The sequence below is a fragment of the Pseudomonas peradeniyensis genome, assembly GCF_014268935.2.
In the GTDB taxonomy this organism is placed as follows: Bacteria; Pseudomonadota; Gammaproteobacteria; order Pseudomonadales; family Pseudomonadaceae; genus Aquipseudomonas; species Aquipseudomonas peradeniyensis.
The window spans coordinates 1738996-1759476 of record NZ_JABWRJ020000001.1 but is presented as its reverse complement, the minus strand read 5'-3'; the positions used below and the strand labels follow the sequence as shown (position 1 = coordinate 1759476).

The 20481-nt window shown below is 63.1% G+C and carries 20 protein-coding genes and 1 pseudogene; 8 read left to right on the top strand and 13 right to left on the bottom strand.

Going from position 1 to position 20481, the window contains the following annotated elements; genetic code table 11:
* Nucleotide 1 precedes the first annotated feature (1 nt).
* Together HU751_RS07655 and HU751_RS07650 are read left to right on the top strand one after the other, a co-directional pair.
* Nucleotides 2–1000 carry a magnesium chelatase ATPase subunit I gene (locus HU751_RS07655; protein ID WP_186734605.1) on the top strand — a complete coding sequence of 333 codons (999 nt, stop codon included), beginning with the start codon at nt 2–4 and terminating at the stop codon, nt 998–1000.
* A gap of 53 nt (nt 1001–1053) precedes the next feature.
* Nucleotides 1054–1668, top strand: a complete 615-nt coding sequence (locus tag HU751_RS07650; protein WP_225933242.1) for a vWA domain-containing protein — start codon at nt 1054–1056, stop codon at nt 1666–1668.
* Between the two features lie 103 nt (nt 1669–1771).
* On the opposite strand, the gene HU751_RS07645 is transcribed toward HU751_RS07650, so the two are convergent.
* On the bottom strand, nt 1772–2038 hold the full coding sequence (locus tag HU751_RS07645; RefSeq protein WP_028690802.1) for a hypothetical protein: 267 nt from the start codon (nt 2036–2038) through the stop codon (nt 1772–1774).
* Nucleotides 2039–2371: 333 nt separating this feature from the next.
* On the opposite strand from HU751_RS07645, the gene HU751_RS07640 reads away from it, so the two are divergent.
* Nucleotides 2372–3697, top strand: coding sequence for a sigma-54 dependent transcriptional regulator (locus HU751_RS07640; protein WP_050705488.1), 1326 nt, complete (start codon nt 2372–2374; stop codon nt 3695–3697).
* Nucleotides 3698–3703: 6 nt separating this feature from the next.
* On the opposite strand, the gene HU751_RS07635 is transcribed toward HU751_RS07640, so the two are convergent.
* The 11 genes and pseudogenes from HU751_RS07635 to HU751_RS27225 all read right to left on the bottom strand — a co-directional run.
* Nucleotides 3704–5899 carry an LTA synthase family protein gene (locus HU751_RS07635; RefSeq protein WP_186734606.1) on the bottom strand — a complete coding sequence of 732 codons (2196 nt, stop codon included), beginning with the start codon at nt 5897–5899 and terminating at the stop codon, nt 3704–3706.
* A gap of 129 nt (nt 5900–6028) precedes the next feature.
* Entirely contained in the window at nt 6029–7309 is a 1281-nt protein-coding gene (fapF, locus tag HU751_RS07630; RefSeq protein WP_186734607.1) for a fibril amyloid transporter FapF, read from the bottom strand.
* A gap of 46 nt (nt 7310–7355) precedes the next feature.
* Nucleotides 7356–8093, bottom strand: coding sequence for a fibril amyloid subunit FapE (fapE, locus tag HU751_RS07625; protein WP_186734608.1), 738 nt, complete (start codon nt 8091–8093; stop codon nt 7356–7358).
* Nucleotides 8094–8126: 33 nt separating this feature from the next.
* Entirely contained in the window at nt 8127–8807 is a 681-nt protein-coding gene (gene fapD / locus HU751_RS07620) for a fibril amyloid maturation endopeptidase FapD (protein WP_186734609.1), read from the bottom strand.
* A 63-nt stretch (nt 8808–8870) separates the two neighbouring features.
* The gene (fapC, locus tag HU751_RS07615) at nt 8871–10184 is read right to left on the bottom strand and encodes an amyloid-like fimbrin subunit FapC (protein ID WP_186734610.1); all 1314 of its coding nucleotides are present in this window, start codon (nt 10182–10184) and stop codon (nt 8871–8873) included.
* 52 nt (nt 10185–10236) lie between these two features.
* Complete coding sequence (gene fapB, locus HU751_RS07610) at nt 10237–10809, bottom strand: fibril amyloid subunit FapB (RefSeq protein WP_186734611.1); 573 nt, start codon at nt 10807–10809, stop codon at nt 10237–10239.
* A gap of 1 nt (nt 10810) precedes the next feature.
* A complete protein-coding gene (gene fapA, locus HU751_RS07605; RefSeq protein ID WP_186734612.1) occupies nt 10811–11251 on the bottom strand; it encodes a functional amyloid chaperone FapA in 441 nt (146 codons plus the stop codon).
* Nucleotides 11252–11549: 298 nt separating this feature from the next.
* The gene (locus HU751_RS07600) at nt 11550–12101 is read right to left on the bottom strand and encodes an AAA family ATPase (protein WP_186734613.1); all 552 of its coding nucleotides are present in this window, start codon (nt 12099–12101) and stop codon (nt 11550–11552) included.
* Nucleotides 12098–12664, bottom strand: a complete 567-nt coding sequence (gene pnuC, locus HU751_RS07595) for a nicotinamide riboside transporter PnuC (RefSeq protein ID WP_186734614.1) — start codon at nt 12662–12664, stop codon at nt 12098–12100. Before pnuC ends, HU751_RS07600 begins: the two co-directional genes overlap by 4 nt.
* A gap of 98 nt (nt 12665–12762) precedes the next feature.
* Nucleotides 12763–13497, bottom strand: coding sequence for a methyl-accepting chemotaxis protein (locus tag HU751_RS27230; protein ID WP_437181045.1), 735 nt, complete (start codon nt 13495–13497; stop codon nt 12763–12765).
* A 138-nt stretch (nt 13498–13635) separates the two neighbouring features.
* Nucleotides 13636–14307: pseudogene (locus tag HU751_RS27225) on the bottom strand (cache domain-containing protein); the annotation flags it as partial.
* 390 nt (nt 14308–14697) lie between these two features.
* On the opposite strand from HU751_RS27225, the gene HU751_RS07585 reads away from it, so the two are divergent.
* Nucleotides 14698–15528, top strand: a complete 831-nt coding sequence (locus HU751_RS07585; RefSeq protein WP_186734616.1) for an undecaprenyl-diphosphate phosphatase — start codon at nt 14698–14700, stop codon at nt 15526–15528.
* 1 nt (nt 15529) lies between these two features.
* Complete coding sequence (locus tag HU751_RS07580) at nt 15530–15946, top strand: DUF1294 domain-containing protein (protein ID WP_186734617.1); 417 nt, start codon at nt 15530–15532, stop codon at nt 15944–15946.
* Nucleotides 15947–16774: 828 nt separating this feature from the next.
* Here the strand turns inward: HU751_RS07580 and HU751_RS07575 are convergent.
* On the bottom strand, nt 16775–17419 hold the full coding sequence (locus tag HU751_RS07575; protein ID WP_186735278.1) for a helix-turn-helix transcriptional regulator: 645 nt from the start codon (nt 17417–17419) through the stop codon (nt 16775–16777).
* Between the two features lie 228 nt (nt 17420–17647).
* On the opposite strand from HU751_RS07575, the gene hisN reads away from it, so the two are divergent.
* From hisN to HU751_RS07560, 3 genes are all read left to right on the top strand, one after another.
* Nucleotides 17648–18439, top strand: coding sequence for a histidinol-phosphatase (hisN, locus tag HU751_RS07570; protein WP_186735276.1), 792 nt, complete (start codon nt 17648–17650; stop codon nt 18437–18439).
* Between the two features lie 111 nt (nt 18440–18550).
* Nucleotides 18551–19285, top strand: coding sequence for a hypothetical protein (locus tag HU751_RS07565; protein ID WP_186735274.1), 735 nt, complete (start codon nt 18551–18553; stop codon nt 19283–19285).
* A gap of 239 nt (nt 19286–19524) precedes the next feature.
* The gene (locus HU751_RS07560) at nt 19525–20481 is read left to right on the top strand and encodes an AraC family transcriptional regulator (RefSeq protein WP_186735272.1); all 957 of its coding nucleotides are present in this window, start codon (nt 19525–19527) and stop codon (nt 20479–20481) included.

The following is a 20481-nucleotide window of genomic DNA, read 5'->3' as shown; positions in this document are numbered from 1 at the left end:
CATGAGCGAACCCGTACAATTCCCCCTGGCCGCCGTGGTCGGCGCCGACGACCTCAAGCTGGCCCTGTGCCTGACGGCGATCGACCCGAAGATCGGCGGTGTGCTGATCGAAGGCCCGCGGGGCATGGCCAAGAGCACCTTGGCCCGGGGCTTGGCCGACCTGCTTGGCGACGGCCCGTTCGTGACCCTGCCGCTGGGGGCGACCGAGGAGCGCCTGGTCGGCACCCTCGACCTGGATGCCGCCCTTGGCCAGGGCCAGGCACGGTTCTCGCCGGGGGTTCTGGCCCATGCCGACGGTGGCGTGCTGTACGTCGATGAAGTCAACCTGTTGCCCGACCCGCTGGTGGACCTGCTGCTCGACGTGGCCGCCAGCGGCACCAACCGCATCGAGCGCGACGGTATTTCCCATCGCCACGCCGCCCGTTTCGTGCTGATCGGCACCATGAACCCGGAGGAGGGCGAACTGCGTCCGCAGTTGCTCGACCGCTTCGGCCTCAACGTGGCTCTGGAGGGTTTGCCGGCGCCGGAGGCGCGTCAGCAGATCATTCGTCGCCGGCTGGCCTTCGACAGCGATCCACAGGCGTTTTGCGAACAGTGGGCCGACGAGCAGGCTGTGTTGCGCGAGCGCTGCCGCTCGGCACGCGAGCGGTTGGCGTCGATTGCCCTGGACGACCAGGCCCTGGCCTGGATCACCGAACGCTGCTTCGCCGCTGGCGTGGACGGCTTGCGTGCCGACCTGGTCTGGCTGCGCGCGGCGCGGGCCCATGCCGCCTGGCGGGGTAACGCGGTGATCGAGGAGGCGGATGTGCAGGCGGTTGCCGAGTACGCTTTGCGCCATCGGCGTCGTACCGAGGCACCGCCACCCCAGGCCACCTCGGCGGGCGGGCAGGCGAGTCCGCAGGATACGCCGGGCGGTCAGGGCGACTGGGGTGCATTGCCCGCCCAGCCGGTGGCCACGGGTGCTCGGCGTGAGGTACCGAACTGGGCAAAAAAGCCCTGAGCATCCGCTCGCGCCATGATCGGGTGGCGGATGCCAGGCCTCGCGTCGGTCATTTGACGGGGACTTCCCGGGGCCGCCCACGCACCAGTGATAGCGGGCGCATCGCCTGGCTGGCGACCTTGCTCAAAGGGCGGCCACGCCAGCGCCGCGACCTGTGCTGGCAGCAACGCCAGGCCCAGGCGCCGGAACTGTGGCTGGTGATCGTCGATGCTTCGGCGTCGACCCGACGCAATCAGGCGCTGGCCCAGGCCAAGGGGCTGCTGACCGGTTTGTTCGATGAGGCTTACCGTCAACGCGCGCGCCTGGCCTTGCTCACGGCCAGCGGCAACCGGCCGCAATGGCAACGCCATGGCCTGAAAGCCTCGGCGGCGTTGCAGCCCTGGTTGCAGGCGCTGGGGGCGGGCGGCGGTACACCGTTGCCGGCGGCGCTGGAAGAGGCGCGTCAGTGGTTGTTGGCCCGGGGCAAGCGCTTGCCCCATGAGGTACAGCGCTGCCTGGTGTTGACCGATGGCCGTCTGCAACAGGGCCCTGCGTTGCAGCCGCTACCTTGCGTGACGTTGCTGGTGGATATGGAAACAGCGGCGGTGCGCGTGGGCCGGGCACGCCAACTTGCCGAACAACTGCAGGCCGACTATCGGCATATCGAGCAGTTCGCGGTGGTCAAATAAGGATGTAACTGCGACAGGATGTCGCAATTGAAAAAGTTGTCCCCGAAAGTGGGGAAACTTGCACAAGTGCGTGGCAATCACGCACTTGTGGCGGCGTGCTCTTTTACTTCGGCATCGACCAGGGTTGCAGGTCGTAACCTTTGCCGGACAGTTCGGCGCGCACTTCCTCGATCAGGCTGGCCCATTGCGCGGGGTCGGAATAGACGCGCGAGGACACTTGCTTGCTGCCGATACGGGTGCTGGTCCGGTCGATCACTGCCAGGCTCAGTTCACCAGTACCGTTGGGTGCATCCCAGGCTACGCACTGGAAGGGTTCGAAGGCGTGGTCGGCGATCAGCAGTGCTTCGTTGACACGGAGCGGGGCGTTCATGGTTCGGTCTCTCTCATGGTCCCAAACAGCGAAATAAGGTGCCGCGGTGTTATTCCACAAAAGTGTACAGCGCGGGGTTATTTGTACTGATGCTCCAGATCAGGGTTCAAGTCACATGACTGTTGAAAATTTTTTATATCGGCGAAGTTTTCCTACCTGTCCTGCGCGCCTAAGACGGCAATTGAATTGAAAAATTCCCGGCGGGTCGTACGGCTTTCACGGCGGGCTGACCAACGGTAGTGGGGGGCGTCAAGTTCATTGCTACTGTTAATTCGGGCGTCGCAACTGTCTGTTTACAGTTAAAAAACCATAATCTGGCGCCAAGGAAAGGTCATGCTCGATACCGCATCCCTCCGCCGCTTGCTGATCGTCGACCCCTGCGACGATTGCCACCGCCTTTTGCCGGGCCTGCGCAGCGTTGGCTGGGATGTACGAAGTTGCACGCTGGAGGCGGCCATGGAGCAGCCCTGCGATGTCGGCCTGGTGCGTCTGCAGGCTTCGCACCTGCTGCACCCCGAGGCGGTCAAGGACCTGATCAAGCGCAGCAATACCGAATGGATTGCCGTGCTCAGCGCCGAAGAATTGCGCCTGCAGAATGTCGGCGATTTCGTCTGCGAATGGTTTTTCGATTTCCACACCCTGCCGTTCGACGTCTCGCGGGTACAGGTCACCCTGGGGCGCGCCTTCGGCATGGCGCGGTTGCGCGGCAAGGGCCCGGTGCGGGTGGATGAGCCTGAACACGAACTGCTGGGCGAGAGCCGGCCGATCCGTGAACTGCGCAAATTGCTGGGCAAGCTGGCGCCGACCGAGTCGCCGGTGCTGATCCGTGGCGAAAGCGGCACGGGCAAGGAGTTGGTGGCGCGTACCCTGCATCGGCAATCGCAGCGGCGCGACAAACCGTTCATCGCCATCAACTGCGGCGCCATCCCCGAGCACCTGATCCAGTCCGAGCTGTTCGGCCACGAAAAAGGCGCGTTCACCGGGGCGCACCAGCGCAAGGTGGGGCGTATCGAGGCGGCCAATGGCGGCACCTTGTTCCTCGATGAGATCGGTGACCTGCCGTTGGAGTTGCAGGCCAACCTGCTGCGTTTTCTCCAGGAGAAGCACATCGAGCGGGTAGGGGGTAATCAGCCGATCGCCGTGGACGTCAGGGTTTTGGCGGCAACCCATGTGGACCTTGAGAAGGCCATCGCGCTGGCGCGCTTTCGCGAGGACCTGTACTACCGGCTCAATGTCCTGCAGGTGGTGACCGCGCCGCTACGTGACCGGCATGGCGACCTGTCGATGTTGGCCAGTCATTTTTCCCAGTTCTACAGCGCCGAGACCGGCCGGCGCCCGCGTTCGTTCAGCGACGGCGCCCTTGCGGCCATGGGACGCCACGATTGGCCGGGCAATGTTCGTGAGCTGGCCAATCGAGTGCGGCGCGGCCTGGTGCTGGCCGAGGGCCGGCAGATCGAGGCGCAGGACCTGGGCCTGCAGGAATTGCAGGAGCAGGACCAGCCGCTGGGCACGCTGGAGGACTACAAGCACCGTGCCGAGCGGCAGGCGTTGTGCGATGTGCTGAACCGGCACAGTGACAACCTGAGCATCGCGGCCAAGGTGCTGGGCGTTTCCAGGCCGACGTTCTATCGGTTGTTGCACAAGCACCAGATTCGCTAGCTGACCTCAGCTCGACTGGGCAAGATGCCCATCCGCCAGCTCTTCCACCGTCTCCGGCTCATCTGGCAGCGCGGTAATCACGCTGAAATCGCTGACTTCCACTTCGCCGCCACCATACCCCAGCAGATGGAAGGAAAACGCCTTGCGCACGGTGGGGTTGTCGAAGTCGAACTCCATTTCCAGCGGCTCGTCGGCTGTCACCCTAATCTCTTCGGGCAGCCCGAGCTGCACGTCCTGCTCCAGCTCCTTGGCCTTGAGGCGGATAAACGCCGCGTGCTGGGGATCCAGCGCCCGAACTTTCAGACGCACACGGGTACGCGAGCCTTCGGGCATTTCCAGGTACTGCGCGCCGATCAGGTTGTCCGCCCAGTCATCCTTGATGCGCTCCGCCAGGGCGATGGGCGATGGGCCACCGAACTGGTAGCGCAGGTTGAGTGGGGTCTGCAGCAGCGACTGGTCGAGGCTGGTGGCCAGCAGATTGAGTTGCGGGCCCAGGCTGTCGTCGCCACGGCCGAGGAATTTGGCCTGGTCGGCTATGAACCCTTTGCTCGCATAGCGTCGGCAGCGTTGCTGGAAGTCGCACTCGCTCAGGGTGCCTTGGCCGTCGTGGTAGCGCAGCATGCCGTTGGTGTAGGAGATCATCTCACGGCCGCTGTCGTAGTCGCGGTACAGCGAACGTCCGCCCAGGGCCGCCGGGATCGGCAGGGCGAAATAGTCGAGCAGGGAGGTGCTCAGGTCGATGTGGCCGTAGGTACCCTGCTTGAGCCTGGGCAGTTGGGCCTGTTCCGGCGCTAACGTGAGGTTGAAGCCCCAGGCCGAGGCCAGACGCACGCCGTCGATGCCGTGGGATTCGTCCGAGGTGACGATCACCAGCGTGTCTTCCAGCACGCCCTGTTTCTCGAGGCCGTCGAGGAAGTTGCCCAGTGCATCATCAAGGTAGGCCACCGCAGCCTGCTTGGGCGTGTCGAAGCGTTGCAGGTAGGCGTCAGGTGCCGAGTAGGGCTGGTGGGTGCCAACCGTGAGCAGGGTGAGCATCCACGGCTGCGGTTGCTTGCGCAGCTCGCCGACGTAATCGAGCGCACCTTCGAAGAAGGCACGGTCGTCCTTGCCCCAGGGGAACTCCAGGTAGTTGTCGTTGGCGAACCATTCCAGGCCATGCACCGTGTCGAAGCCGATGTGCGGCATGATCCGGTCCTTGGCCATGAAGCGCAGCCCGGCGCCCTGCAGGTAATGGGTGGCGAAACCGGCCTCGCGCAGCTGGGCCGGCAGGCACGCCTGGTTGCGTTGCTGCTGGGTCAGCAGCTCGACGCCCTTGGGCGTGCCGTTGGCCAGCTTGTCGTAGTCGCCGCAGAGCATCGCGTAGAGGCCACGAATGGTCTGGTGGGTGTGCAGCACATAGTCGGGGGTGTTCATGCCGCGCTCGGCCCATTGGCTGAGCCGGGGCATCAGGTCCTGCTCGAAGCGGCTGCCCAGTGCCTCGCGGTTGGGGCGCAGGTAGGCGCCGGGGATGCCCTCGACGGTGATGATCAGCAGGTTGCGCGCCTTGCCTGGGGCGTCCAGCAGCTTGACACCATTGAGGTCGGATTGGGTCAGGCCGGCGCTGGACAGCGCCGTGACCGCCGGCACATGGCCCAGGCCGCTCAAGGTCTGGTGCTGGAGCTTGCCCACCGCTGCCGACAGCGCCTGGTGGGTGAGGCCGTATTGGCGCCATTGGTCGGCATCCGAGGGGGCCAGCTGCTGGCCGCCCCAGTGCAGGCCGAACAGTGCCAGGGGCACGCTCCAGAGTCGCCGCGGCAAGGGTGCGCCGACGGGCGATCGCCATACGCTCGCCAGCCAGGCGCCAAGGCCGACGACCAGCAGGACGGGCAGCCAGGCATGGGCCAGGGTGCCGGCGGTGGAGTTCTCCATGAACTGCGGGTCGACCAGGTAGGTCAGGTCGTCGACCGTGGGCAGCCGGCCGACGGCGCTGACCAGTTCGGCGGAAGCCACCCACAGACCACCCCAGGCCAACAGCAGCGGCAGGGCCAGCCACCAGGGGCGACGGTGCACGAGCAGCAACAGCAGGCTGCCGATGGCCAGGTCGGACAGGTAGCCGAAGGGGTTGGACCAGCCCAGCAGGGCGCGCGCGGTCAGGGGAATCACCAGCACCAGGATTGCCAGCATGGCAAGGCGGGCGCGAGGGTGACCGAGCAGGTTGTTCACGAAACTTTCCTTAATGCCATTAAATCGTCACAAAACTGTGCGCGATGATAACAGGCCGATGGCGGGAAAGTCGGTTGCTACAAAACCGGTAACCAAATCCCGGGCCCTGGATCGGGCCCGGTTGGCGAGTCAGAAGTAGTAGGGGAATTTCAGGCTGAACGAGAAGTCCGGCGCGTCCTCGGTCAGTCCGATGGACAGGTTGGGGACGATGGTCAGGTTGTCGGTGGCGGCGAAGGTCAGGCCGACGTTGAAGTTGGCGGCGTTGTAGTCGCTGTTGGTGATCGACTGCCAGTCGCCGCCGTCGCGCTTGATCTTGCTTTTGCTGGCGAACTGGTCGCTGACCGAGAACGACATACTCATCCTCTCATTCAGCGCAAAGGCGATACCACCGCCTATCTGCCACGAATCACCCAGCTTGACGTCACCCGGGGTTTTGCTGTTGACCTCCGGACTGATGTCACTGAATGAGTCCTGCATGTTGTAGGTATAGGACAGGCTTGCAAACAGAACGGCGGGGTCGAACGTCTTGACCAGCGAGATCCCGGGAGTGATTGACCACACACCGTTACCGGTCGGCAGACTTTCAGGTACGGCCAGGTTGTCGTTGGCCGTATCCCTGATCAATTTGATGCCATAGGGGTCCTTGCCGGTTGGGGCCTTGACTCGCAGCGTAGCGACAGCATCAGGCCAGTTCTCCGACTCGTCGAGGAACTTGTAGGCGATCCCCACGTTGATATCGCCGATGGTCGGGTCGCGGGTTACCGAAGCGTCGGAGGCGGTTGAGCCGACACCGCTTACGCCACCGGACGAATAGGTCGATTCGCGATAAACAATGGGTACGTTTATATCGAACTGCCAGCGCTGGTCGAGGTTATAACGAGCGGTCAGGTCCAGGGTCCAGTTGTCGGCCTTGATGCGGTCGAGGTTGATGTTGCCGAGAAAGATCGAGTCCAGGGCCAGGAAGCCGTTGAGTGTGAGAGCACGGGTGTCGTAGTGCGTGTAAGTCAGGCCGGTTTCGATACTGAACTTGCCGCCGCCGAAGAAGCCGCTGGCCTCGTCATAGAGGTTGGAGACGCTCTGCGCTGGCTCGGAGTCGTCCTTGAGCGATTGTCCATACGAACTGCCGGCGTTGCCCGGAGTCCCTGAAGCGACGGTCTGGGCGCCTTTGGCCGGTTCCGAGGGGGATTTGGTCAGGCGCCTGGGCGGCGGTGCCGCAGGGGCTTCCTCGACTTGCCGCACGCGCTGCTCGAGCACCATCAGAGCGTTCTGCTGGGCTTCGTAGCGTTGTTTCAACTCCCGCAGCTCCTGTTTCAGTGCCTCGACTTGTGGATCCGCAGCGGCGTGGAGCAAAGTCACGGGTGCCAAGGTACTCAAACAGACAACAGCTCTGAGTGTCAACGATCGTTGCATGGGTTAGCCGTCCCTTCAGACTACATACGATGAGAGTCAGCGTAGATCAGTATCCGAGAGCGCGAAGACCTTTGAGCTGGTCAAGATTGCCGTTCAGGGCCGCAGCAGGCGCGTTGTCGCGCAGCACGACGTTGAGGGAAGTCAGGTTGCTGACCTGGTTGCCGTTGCCGAGCAGCGTCGCGTTCTGCATCAAGCCACCCTGGGCGATGCGTTGCAGCGCACTGCCCTGGTTGTTGTTGGCCACCACATTGAGTTGCACGCCAGTGCCGCTCGAAGAAACGCTCAACGATCCTGCGGCGTTGCTGCCGACGAGGGTCGATCCGGCGCTCAGCAGTTGGCCCTGCTGTGGTGTATCGGGGGCCTGGCTTGCCTTGGTGACGTTGATATCGACGTTGTTGTAGGCGCTGTTGTTGTCGCCTGCGGCGCGCACGACCTGGGTGACGCCCTCGGTCGCGTTCAGGCCCGCGCCACCGGTCACGCTGCCGTGACCTTGCTGGCTCGACGACCCGGTGCCTTTTTCATCGATCATCGACACGTAGAACTGGGGCTTTATGGTCGACTGCTGGACTTGCATCGACGTCTTGGCGCCGATCACATCACCATTGGCGTTTTGCCAGGTACTGCTCATGACGATGCCGAAACTGATGATCCGCCCCGGCATGACGTAGCGACCGCGCAGGTTCGCCAACTCCTGATCCTTCAGTTCAATGGGTTTGAACGTCTCTGCCTGGATGGGCAGGGCGGTGGCCAGGCAGATCAGGGTGAGCCAGGCTGGAGTCTTCATGGGATGCTCCCGACGCGTTGCGCTCGATTATCGTTAGAAGAAGTCGCTGCGGATGAAGCCGAAGTCCATCAGTTCGGCGTCCTTGACCGGGGTGAAGGTGTTGATGCGGCCCTTGGCGCTCAGCGGCAGGGGCGGGTCGAGCAAGGCGTTGCCCTTGTCGTAGCCTTGGCCGATCACGGCGAAGATGATGCCGTTCCAGCCCTTGAGGAAATCTTCGACCTTGTAGCGTTTGTGGCCGAGTACCGGGTCACCGATGTAGACCCAGCCCTTGTCGACCCGTTGCATGACCACGAAGTGCTTGTACCCGCGGATGTCCATCAGCACGACTACAGGGATACGCACGCTGCTCAGGGTGTCGGCGGCGACCCGGTAGCCGCGGGCACGCATGCCGAGGCTTTCCACGTAGCGTTTCATGTCGAGCATCGAGAAGCCCTGGACCTTGACCAGGTCCTGGTCGGCGTGGGCCAGCATGCCCTCGATGATCGTGTGTTCGTCCACGTCCAGCCAGTAGGCCTGGCGCAGGATGGTTGCCAGCGCCGCGGCGCCGCAACTGAAATCGGTCTTCTGTTGCACCAGGTCGGCGAACTTGCGCTCGCGGATGCTCTGGATGGGCTTGTAGATCACCGCGCCCCCCGGCAAAACCGAAAGCGGCATCTGCGCCGCTTCGCTGTAACTGGCCATGCACAGCAAAAACGCCAAGGCGATCATACGCATGGTCGTGCCCCCCGATCCTGTTGAGGAAAAGGCCCCCCGAAGGGGGCCTCAAGGTCACAGCTGTCAGAACGAGGTGTTGGAGATGGCCAGCGAGTTGCTCTGCTGGTTGCCCACACCGGCTGCCACGTTGACGCCGAGGTTGCCGCTGCCGCCATTCACCGAGCCACTCAGGGTGGCGGTGTTGGTCACAGGGTTGGCCCAGCCGGTAGGCGTCAGCACCTGGAACGACACGGTGTTGCTCAGGTCGTACGAGCTGGATTCGCTGAAGCTCTTCGAGCCGGATTTGGCGTACTCGGAGGCTTTGCTACCCGATTTTTCGTACGAAGAGTCGTAGGCCTTCTCGAACGAAGAGTCGTAAGCCTTCTCGAACGAGGAGCTGGAAGACTTCTCGTGCGACTTGTCATACGACGCGTCGATCGAAGCGTTCAGAGACGCATCGAACGAGTCGGTGCGGCTGCGCTCGTGGCGGCCATAGTCCTGGGTGTGGGTGACGCTGCCGCTTGCCGAGGCATCCAGCGAAGCGTTCAGAGAACCACTGGCCGAGGAGCTCGACTCATGGCTACGCGAACCGCTGGCGTCCGAGCTCTTCGAGCCACTGGCGCTCCAGCTGTTGGCACCGGCGGCCTCCCAGCTCGACGAGGAGCTGCCTTCCTTGCTGTAGCTGGAGTCCTTGGTGTGGGAGGCGCTGCCACTTTTCGTGGTGGTGAAGGTCAGCGTATCGACCCGATAGGTGCGGTCGGCGTTGTTGTTCACGACCAGGCCTGGGCCGTTCTGGTCGGCGGAGGCGGTGGCGGTGGCGTTACCCAGTGGCGCATTGGAGTTGGCAATGGCCATGGTGTTTTTCTGCTGGTTCAGGTCGCCGCCGGCAATGTTGATGCCCATGTTGCCGCTGCCGTTGTTGCCCGAGCCGCTCATGATGCCGGAGTTGGTGGTGCCGTAGTTGTTGACCTTGTTGTTGTTGCTGTACTGACGCACATCGGCGGTGGCCGAGGCGGAGCCGAACACGAAGCTGTTGTCCAGGCTCGAGTCGGCACCGGCGTTGGCGATGGCGGCGGCGTTGTCCTGCTGGTTGCCGGCGCCGGCGGCCACGTTGACACCGACGTTGCCGCTGGTGCCCGAGGCCGAGCTGCTCATTTCGGCTTCGTTGATGGTGCCTTCATTGTTGATGCGGTTGTTGGTGCTACTTTGCTTGTCCCAGGCATTGGCGGTTGCATACACCGGGATCTTGGTAGGAGGAGGGGTGTGATGACCGTTGTTGTGGCCGTGGCCATTGTTGTGTCCATGGCCACGCGGATCATTCTGCCCAGCTTGTACAGCCACAGCCATGATCGCAGCAATTGCGAAAACCAGAGGCTTGAGTGCCATCGAGGGTTTCATGGTGGTTCTCCGTACTTTATTTTAGGTTAAGTGTTGTTGTTGCCTGTTTGGGTCAATCCGCGACCCGGATGCTCAGGGTGTTGGCCGTTCGGTTACCCACCCCTGCACTCTGATTCAACTGCACTACGCCACGGCTACCGGTGAATGCCTGGTCGCTGATGCTGACCTGGCGATGGCCGGGTGTCTGGGCAGTTGGATCCGAGCTGTTGACCAGCGCCACGTTCTGTTGCAAAAGGACGCTGTCGTCGATGCTTTGCGGTTGGGCACTGACGCTGATGCGCAGTGCGTTGGCTTGCTGGTTGCTGGCGCCGGCGCTCTGGTTGACGCCCAGAACGCCGCTGCCGTGGCTGAAGGCAGTGCCCTGGATGCTGGATTGCGCATCCAGCGCGGGGTCGACATGGGTGCGCAGGCGCTGGCGGATCTGCGTGCTGGCGTCGGCATCGTGGCCGATGGCGATGGCCCGGGCGTTGACTTGTTGCTGCTGGTCGCCGGCTGCCTGGTTGACCCCAAGGTTGCCTTGGTATTGCGCGCCCGAGCTGTCGATGGTGGCGTTATTGATCACGGGGGATTGGGCGAAGGCCGAAGCACTGCACAGCGTGGCCAGGATCAACAGCGAATGCCTCATGTCACTGGCCCCCGTTGAGAATTTTCAGGGCGCCCAAGCCTTGCTGGACGTTCGAATTGACCATGTTGGCGATGCCGCTGCCAGAGCCTGAGGCGCGCCCTCCGGCAATGTTGGGCAACTGCGTCTGGGTGTTGATGCTGGTACTGATACTGTTGGTCTGCTGGGTGATCAGCGTATTGATGCCCGAACCGCTGCTGATGCCTGCAAAGTCGCCATCGCTCAACTCGGTAGTCTGTTTGAGGATATGCGCGGAGGGGTTGGTGTTGACGGTGACAGGATTGGGGTCGGGAGCCAGCGGCGCTCGCGTGGCTATGCGCGGTTGCACATCGCGAGTGATGACGACAACCCCGTTCTCGGCCTGGACGGGCAGGCTGAAACTGGATCCCAAAGCGCAACCGAGCAGCAGGAGGTGACAGATCTTGCCTTTTTCTGGTTTCCCCACGATGGCAATTCCTTCTTCGGCGTTTGGGCCTGGGGCCGCGTTGCCAGAAGGAGAGCAGAAGCTGTGCCGGTTTTTGTTATTGCTTGAGAATCAGGATCTTGGGTGGGAAGCACTGTTGCGTCAGAGAATTGTTGTATCAGTGCTGAGACAGACCCCCGGTGAGTTGAGGGTCAAACCCTGCAATACCGGGCTTCGAGGGGAGGTCGGCGCAGGTGTATCACCGCTGTGACACTGCCCCCGAAACTGCGGCATTACGCGCAAATCCGGGGGCTATGGCCATTCGGTGTGTATCGGCGGCTTAACATTCAGTGGGGAAAACCGGGGCTTTTCCGTCAAGCAAGTGTTGCACCGCGTCCAGTACCTTGGCGCTGCGTTGCGGCCAGTCACCGTCGATGATCTGCAGGTTCTGTCGATGGCGCTGCAACCAGGCCAGGCTGTCGTCGAAGAACGCCTGGCGTTCCTCCAGCCGGGGCTGGCAGCGTTGCCCGTCACCGACCCATTCGACGCCCTCTGGGCGCAGCAGCAAGTGCAGGTCGTAATGGCGCGTCTTCAGCGCCTCCTCGATCCAGGCAGGGCAGTCACCGAACAGGGTCCGGCTCCAGAGGATGTTGCTGAGCAGGTGGGTGTCGAGGATCAGCAGCTCCGGCGCCTGCGTGCGGCCATGATCTTCCCAGGCCAGTTGGCCACGGGCGATGGCGGGGATGTCGGCGTAGCAGGTGTCACGTTGCTCACAGTCCATGAAGTGGCGGACATATTCACCGATCAGCACACCACCGAAATGCGCCTGAATTTCGCCGCTGAGCCAGCTCTTGCCGCTGGACTCCGGTCCGCAAAGCACCAGGACCTTCATGCCGCTGCCAGCGCCGGATCGCGGCGCCACTCCAGCCAGCCGCGCACGGCGATCAGGGTGAACAAGGCGTAGAGCGCGGCCGTCAGGTACAGACCCTTGTACAGGAACAGGCCGACAAAGATCACATCTACCACCACCCACAATGCCCAGCATTGCAGGCGTTTCTGCGCCATCCACAGTTGTGCTACCAGGCTGAAACCAGTGAGGGCGGCGTCCAGCCAAGGTTGGGCAGCGTCGGTCCAGTGCGCCATGCCCGCGCCCAGCAGCAAGCTGGCCATCAGGCCGACCGCCAGGCCCTTGAGCATCGGCGCGGGGGCCAGACGGGTCACCTGGCGGGCGTCCTCGATACGGTCAGGTCGGGTCCACTGCCACCAGCCGTAAAGCTGCAGCACCGCGTAGACCAGCTGCAGGAGCATGTCCGAGTACAGTTTCACTTCGTAGAAGATCCAGCTGTACAGCACCACCATCACCAGGCCGATCGGCCAGCACCAGGGGTTCTGCTTGACGGTGAGCCAGACGGCGATGACGCCGAGCGCGGCGGCGAAGAGTTCGAGGCCGGACATCGGCGATCCTTGGGCGGGGAAAGAGCGGGATGCTAACCGCTTCGAGCGGCCCGCTTCAAGCTGTGGGCGGAGTCGGATCCGCCCGCAGCTCGTCGTTGCTAGACCTTGAACTGGCGCAGCAGTTGTTCCAGCTCCTCGCTCAGCCGCGCCAGGGCTACTCCGGCGTCGCTGGACTGGCGCGCGGCCTCGGCGGTCTGTTGCGACAGGTCGGCGGTTTCGGTGACGTTGCGGTTGATCTCCTCGACCACATGGGACTGCTGCAGGGTGGCACTGGCGATCGAGGCATTCAGCGCGCCCAGGTTACCCAGTGCCTGGCTGATGGCATCCAGACTGCTGCCGGCCTCACGGGCCTGCTCGACGGTCTGGCGCGAGGCTTCGCTGCTGGTGTCTATGGCCCGTACCGCAGCCTCGGACTGACCCTGCAGGTGCTCGATCATGGTCTGGATCTCGGCGGTCGACTGGGCGGTACGCTGGGCCAGCAGGCGCACCTCGTCGGCGACCACGGCGAAACCACGGCCCTGCTCGCCGGCGCGGGCGGCCTCGATGGCGGCGTTGAGGGCCAGCAGGTTGGTCTGTTCCGCGATCGAGCGGATCACCTCGAGTACGCCGCCGATCTTGGTGCTGTGGCTGGCCAGTTCACGGATCACCTGCACCGCCTGCTCGATGGTTGCCGAGAGCCGGTCGATCTGCTGCAGGCTGCCGTGGATCGCCTGCTGGCCATGGCCGACCTGGGTCTGGGCGTTGCGCATCTCGCTGGAGGCCTGTTCGGCGTGCTTGGCCACGTCGTGCACGGCGTAGGAAACCTCGTTGATCGCGGTGGCCACCTGGTCCATCTGCAGCGATTGCTGGGTACTGCGGGCCTGGGCTGCACCCGCGTTGTCGCCGACATGGCCGGCCGACTCGGCCAGGTGATGGGCAGCGCCCTGTAACTGGCCAACCACGCCCTGCAGCTTGCCGTTGAAACGGTTGAAGTATTCGCCCAGAAGGGTGATTTCGTCACGGCCATGTGTATCCAGGCGCCGGGTCAGGTCGCTTTCGCCACTGGCGATGGTGCCCATGGCTTGTACCGCCTCTTGCAGCGGACGGGCGATGCTGCGGGCGATCAGCATCACCAGCAGGGCCATCAGCAAGGCAATGCCCAGGCCGACCAGCGAGGCGTCGCGCAGTTGGCGGGCGAATTCGGCCTGCACATCGTCGACGTAAACGCCCGAGCCGATGATCCAGCCCCAGGGTTTGAACAGCTGGATGTAGGAGGTTTTTTCTACCGGTTCGCTGGCGCCGGGCTTGGGCCAGCGATAGTCGACCGGCCCCGCGCCCTGGCTGCGGGCCAGGACGACCATCTCGTTGAACACGGCAAAGCCATCCGGGTCGCGGATGGCGGAGAGGTCCTGGCCATCGAGCTTGGGGTTGGCCGGGTGCATGACCATCTTCGGTTGCAGGTCATTGATCCAGAAATAGTCGTTCTGGTCGTAGCGCAGCCCGCGCACCACTTGCAGGGCCTGCTGCTGCGCGGCTTCGCGGGTGAGCGTGCCGGCGGCCTCCAGGCCCTGGTAATACGTCAGGATGCCGGCGGCGGTCTGCACCACGTGGCGGGTCTTTTCGGCCTTGGCCTGGTACAGGTCGCCGTGGAGCTGGCGCAGCATCAGCAGGCCCAGCACCAGCAGCATGGCCACGGCCACCAGCAGGATCAGCCACAGGCGGCGGCTGATCGACATCGACCTCAGGGTCTTCATGATGCGTTACTCCAGTCTTTGTTCTTTTTATCCAGGGCATCCAAGCATGCTTTGCCGCCGGTCCCCACTCGACCAACGGCTAATGAGTCTTTCTTGACATCCTGTGTAGCAGGTAACGCAAGCCTTGAAACACAGGCTCTGCTAGGATTTCGGCCGCGCCAGATGAAACCTTTAGGCTGCTGGGCTTTTCAGCTGGCCTTGGGGGCTACTGTCGCTGTAAAAAGCACGCGCCGCGTGCGGCATCATTGAGTCAATCAAAACAAGCGGCCTGCCACGCGCAGCGTCGCACTTGGGGGAAAGATGGATTTTTGGAGTGCCTTGCAGGCAATCATCTTGGGCGTGGTCGAGGGTCTGACGGAGTTCCTGCCCATTTCGAGCACCGGGCACCAGATCATCGTCGCCGACCTGATCAACTTCGGTGGCGAACGCGCCATGGCATTCAACATCATCATCCAGCTGGGCGCGATCCTGGCGGTGGTGTGGGAGTTTCGACGCAAGATCTTCGACGTGGTGCTGGGCCTGCCCACGCAGGTGCCGGCACGGCGTTTCACCGCCAACCTGCTGATCGCCTTCTTCCCGGCGGTGGTCCTGGGCGTGCTGTTCGCCGACCTGATCCACGAGTACCTGTTCAACCCCATTACCGTGGCCGCCGCGCTGGTGGTGGGCGGGGTGATCATGCTGTGGGCCGAGCGTCGCCAGCATCGGGTGGAGGTCGATCATGTCGACGACATGCGCTGGAGTCATGCGCTGAAGATCGGTTTCGTCCAGTGCCTGGCGATGATTCCGGGCACCTCGCGCTCTGGTTCGACCATCATCGGCGGCCTGCTGTTCGGCCTGTCGCGCAAGGCAGCCACCGAGTTCTCGTTCTTCCTGGCCATGCCGACCATGGTCGGCGCTGCGGTGTATTCGGGCTACAAGTACCGTGATTTGTTCCAGCCGGGCGACCTGCCGGTGTTCGCCCTCGGTTTCGTGGTGTCGTTCATCTTCGCGATGATCGCCGTGCGGGGGTTGCTCAAGTTCATTGCCAACCACAGCTATGCGGTGTTTGCCTGGTACCGGATTGCCTTTGGCCTGCTGATCCTGGCGACCTGGGAGTTCGGTTGGGTCGACTGGTCGACGGCGCACGGCTGACATGACCCGTACGCAACGTGCGCCTCGGGGCGAGGAGGGCGTGCGCCATGCACGCCTGAAATGGCTGGTGCTGGTGGGGCTTTGCCTGTTGCCGGTGGTGGGTGGCCTGCGAATGGGGTTGAGTGATGGGACCTGGCTGCCACTGGCGATGTATCCGCTGGTGAGCCTGGTCAGCTTGATGTTGTACTGGCAGGACAAGCAGCAGGCGCGGAACCAGGCTTGGCGCACGCCGGAGAAGGTGCTGCATGCCAGCGAGCTGCTGGGGGGATGGCCGGGGGCGTTGCTGGCGCAGCAGGTGTTTCGGCACAAGACGCGGAAGGTGGCCTACCAGGTGGTGTTCTGGGGGATTGTTTTTATGCACCAGGTGTTTTGGGTTGATTATCTGTTCTTGGCGGGGCGTTGGGGAGTTGTGATCTGAGGGTTGTTGTTTGATGGTTTTTAAAGTTGTATGCGCATTCATTTATGATGTCGACGCTTATTCACCTTTCCGCCCTTACGGCGGGTAACTTTTTGAAGGATCAAAAAGTCACCAAAAAATCCTCGCTCCATTCATCCGGCCCTGCGCTTCGCTCCGGGTTCCCTCGCTCCGGTCTTGCTCCCGGGAGGACCGCGCTGCAGGGCCCATCCTGGGCCCCAGCGCTTGACGGGCATCCATGCCCGTCACCTCCCTCCGCAAGACCTCCGTTCGGCCTCCTGAAGTCGCGAAGTTACGGGCGGCGCCTGGACTGACGCAGCTATCGCTAGTTCAAACTTAATTAATCTCTCGATCGCATCGCGGGGCAAGCCCGCTCCCACGCGATAGTAGCCGTTATATATAACCCTGTAGGAGCGGGCTTGCCCCGCGAAAGGGCCGGAACAGCCAGTACATAATTAACTGTCAAATAAGTAACTTCGCATTTCCTGCTCTTGCTCTTGCTCTTGCTTCTAAGCGCGCGATAGTCCAGGCGCCACCAATTGCGACTTCAGGAGGCCGAGCGGAGTTCTTGCGGAGGGAGGTGACGGCCATGGATGGCCGTCAAGCGCTGCGCCCCAGGATGGGGCGTTCAGCGCGGTCCTCCCGGGAGCAAGAACGGAGCGAGGGAACCCCGGAGCGAAGCGTAGGGGCCGGATGAATGGAGCGAGGATTTTTTGGTTCCTTTTTGATCCTTCAAAAAGGAACTCGCCGTAAGGGCGAAAAGGTGACTATGCGTCACCATCGCCAATGAATGCGCATAAAAAGCTCAAAACAAGCACCAAAGAACCCCATTCAGCCTTCAGCATACATCCACCTCATCAACGAATGCCGCCCACTGATCCCCAACTTGATCGCCGCCCTGCGCAGGTAGCTCTCCACCGTATTGACCTTGAGCCGCAAGTGTTCGGCCTGCTGCGGCGCCGTAAGTCCGGCCAGCAACCCCTCGCACACCTGCATCTCCCGCTGCGACAGCCGGATCCCCGTCTGTCGCAGCCGTTCCATAAACCGCTGCTCGACACTGTCGAGGTCCACAGGTCCTGGCGCGGCCGGCTGCAAGGCATTGATGTGCTTCTCCAGCATCGGCAGCAGCAACGGTGAAATGTCTTCGAGCCGGCTACGCTCGGTCGCCGAGAAGCCAACCCGCGGGTCAGCCCGCAACACCGTGATCTCGTAGCGGTAACCATCCTTGCGCCGCGCCAGGTGCAGGCGGGCAGGGTCGTCGAAGTCTTCACCCGAATCGCCGGCACTGAACACCGTCTCGCTGATCAGCGTCGTGTCCGGGCGGGTGGCGCAAACCGGGTCGCGCAACTGGCGAATATGCGTGGCGTCGATGGTCAGGTGGGTCTGGATCAGGTCGTGCAGATGCCGCGGAAAATGGCGGCTGCCGGTACTGGCTATGACTTTGCCGATCTGCGGGAAGAGCAGGTGCGAATTCATCGTGTCATCCATGATAGGCGTTGGAACAAAGAGCCCGCGCACGCCAGTGACCAGCGTCCTTGACTGCCGGCGGGGCCGTTGAAGCTGCTTGCTATCCTAGTACAACGATTGAGTGACGGTTAAATGAAGCAGGAATAATGGCATAACAATATCATTGATGCCGCCGGAATCCGCTTCATCGTGCAGTCGGGTATCATGCCGATCCTTTCCAATCACGAGGCCCGCCCCATGTCCCTGAGCGCTGACCAGATCGTCGAATTCCGCCATTTCGCCGAACAGCTGGCCGATGCCGCCGCCACCGCGATCCAGCCGTATTTTCGTGCCAGCCTGGATGTCGAGGACAAGGGCGGACGCCTGTACGATCCGGTGACCGTCGCCGACAAGGCCGCCGAAGAGGCCATGCGCCAGCTGATCCAGGTCCGTTATCCGGCCCATGGCATCCTCGGCGAGGAGCAGGGCGCCGCACAGGGCAGCAGCCCGTTGACCTGGGTGCTCGACCCGATCGACGGCACCCGTGCCTTCATCACCGGCCTGCCGCTGTGGGGCACCCTGATCGCCCTTAACGATGGCGAGCGCCCGGTGGTCGGGGTGATGAACCAGCCATTCACCGGCGAGCGCTTCATCGGTACCCCGCAAGGCGCATGGCGCGGCGACACGTTGCTCAAGACCCGCGCCTGCACCGACCTGGCTTCGGCCACGTTGATGTGCACCACCCCCGACATGTTTGACACCCCGGCACGCAAGGCGGCCTTCGAGGCGGTCGCTGGCAAGGCGCGGCTGATGCGCTACGGCGGTGACTGCTACGCCTACTGCATGCTGGCATCGGGGTTCGTCGATGTGATCGTCGAGGCGAGCCTGCAGCCGTACGACGTGCAGGCACTGATGCCGATCATCGAAGGGGCGGGCGGGGTCATCAGCGCCTGGGACGGCAGCTCGGCCCAGGACGGCGGCTGCGTGGTGGCCTGTGGCGATCCGGCGCTGCATGCGCAGGTGGTGGAGATGTTGCGTCACGCCATGTAAGGCTGCGCGCCGGTAATCGGCCTGGCCATCGCACTTTTTCGCATTTGTGCGTTCTATGCATGGCCAGGCCCCGCCGATCCCCGGCAGGGCCGACGACTCCTACCGGTGCCGATGGCTGTACGACGACTCATCCAGTTTCCCCGCTGTCTACTACTGGTCGGCACCCTGGCGTGCCTGGCCGCCTGCACCCAGCAACAGGGGCGTGACATACTCACCCAGTTCGGCAACGGCAAGCCGGACGAGCTGTTCCAGACCAGTGTCGACCGCATGGCGACCCTGGCCATGCGCGACAACCTGCAAAGCCTCTACCTGCTGATGAACAAGCTGTACCTGCGCAACCCCAGCCAGTGGAAGCAGTCCGGCTACCTCGACGCCACCACGGCGGCGCGGCAGATCCGCATCGCCATCGAGCAACGCCAACCCTTGCCGCAACTGGGCGAGCGCCGTGACCTGGCCGCCCTGAGCTACGCCCTGAGCCCCGAATTTCGCGGTGATCGGGTCGGCGCATTCATCTACGCCATCGGCAGCATGCTGGTCACCGCCCACGGCGGACGCACCGAGTTCTACATGACCGACACCCTCGACCCGTTGTTCATCAACAACGCCGCCCGCAACATCGAGAAGGCCACCTGGATGCTCAGCCAGCGCCAGGATGCCAATGGCGTACTGCTGCTGTTCTCCAATGAGATCTCCGAGCAGGGCAGCAACCTGAGTTTTGCGGTGGAGTTCGGCAAGGTCGTCGCCCGCCTGGACTTGCTGGCGCAAATGCTCGATGAGCGCTACCGGAGGATCGGCCTGAACTACGCGCAGAGCCTACTGCTGATGAACTTCCTGCCGGTGCAATGAGCGGTGTTCGCTGATCGCACAAGCTGATCCGCGCACTGTCCGCTGTCCGCCCGGCGTTTGTCGCCTGCGCATTGCCCAGACCCCGGGTTTTTGCTTAGTGTGGGGCATGCCAGCCGACCGTCACCTGCCCCGACACACCCCGGGCGGCTGGATAGAATGACCGTGAACGACCACCTGCGCACCCTTTCGGGTAGCAGCGGGCGGCGCCCATAACAATAACGATGGCGAGTGCCTTGCCCATGGAAAGCCGCCTGCTGAGCGAGCAAAGCTGCGTGTTCCACCATGCCGACCCTTATGCCGTGTCCGACTACGTGAATCGGCATGTGGGCCAGCACCATATCGGCTTGTCCCGCACCACCCACCCCCAGGCCAGCCTCAGCCACCGCAAGTTCGCCGAACTGGACCTGTGCCGGATCAGCTACGGCGGCAGTGTGCGGGTCACCTCGCCGGCGCTGGAAACCATCTACCACCTGCAGGTGCTGCTCAACGGCAACTGCCTGTGGCGTGGGCATCAGCGCGAACACCACCTGGTGCCGGGCGAGCTGTTGCTGATCAACCCGGACGACCCGGTGGACCTGACCTATTCCGAGGATTGCGAGAAGTTCATCCTCAAGGTGCCGGTGCGCCTGCTCGACAGCATCTGTGACGAGCAGCGCTGGCAACGGCCCAGCGGCGGCGTGCGCTTCCTGCGCAACCACTACCGGCTGGAGGAGCTGGGCGGCTTTCTCAATCTTTTGGGCATGATCTGCAACGAAGCCGAAGTGAGCGGCTCGTTGCCGCGAGTACAGGGGCATTACAGCCAGATCATCGCCAGCAAGCTGCTGACGCTGATGAGCACCAACGTGCGCATGGAGACGTTGAGCGGGGCGGGCGCAGGCCTGGAGCGGATCCTGGACTACGTGGAGCGCAACCTGAAGCTGGAAGTGAGCGCCGAAGCGCTGGCCGAGCAGGCGAACATGAGTGTGCGCTCGTTGTATGCGCTGTTTGATCGCCATCTGAATACCACGCCTCGGCAGTACATCCGCCAACGCAAGCTGGAGCGCGTTCAGGCCTGCCTGAGTGATCCCAGCTGTGGGGTGCGCAGCGTTACCGAACTGGCGTTGGACTACGGCTTCCTGCACTTGGGGCGGTTTTCCGAGAGCTATCGCCAGCGTTTCGGTGAGTTGCCGTCGGAAACGCTCAGGCGGCGAGGCTAG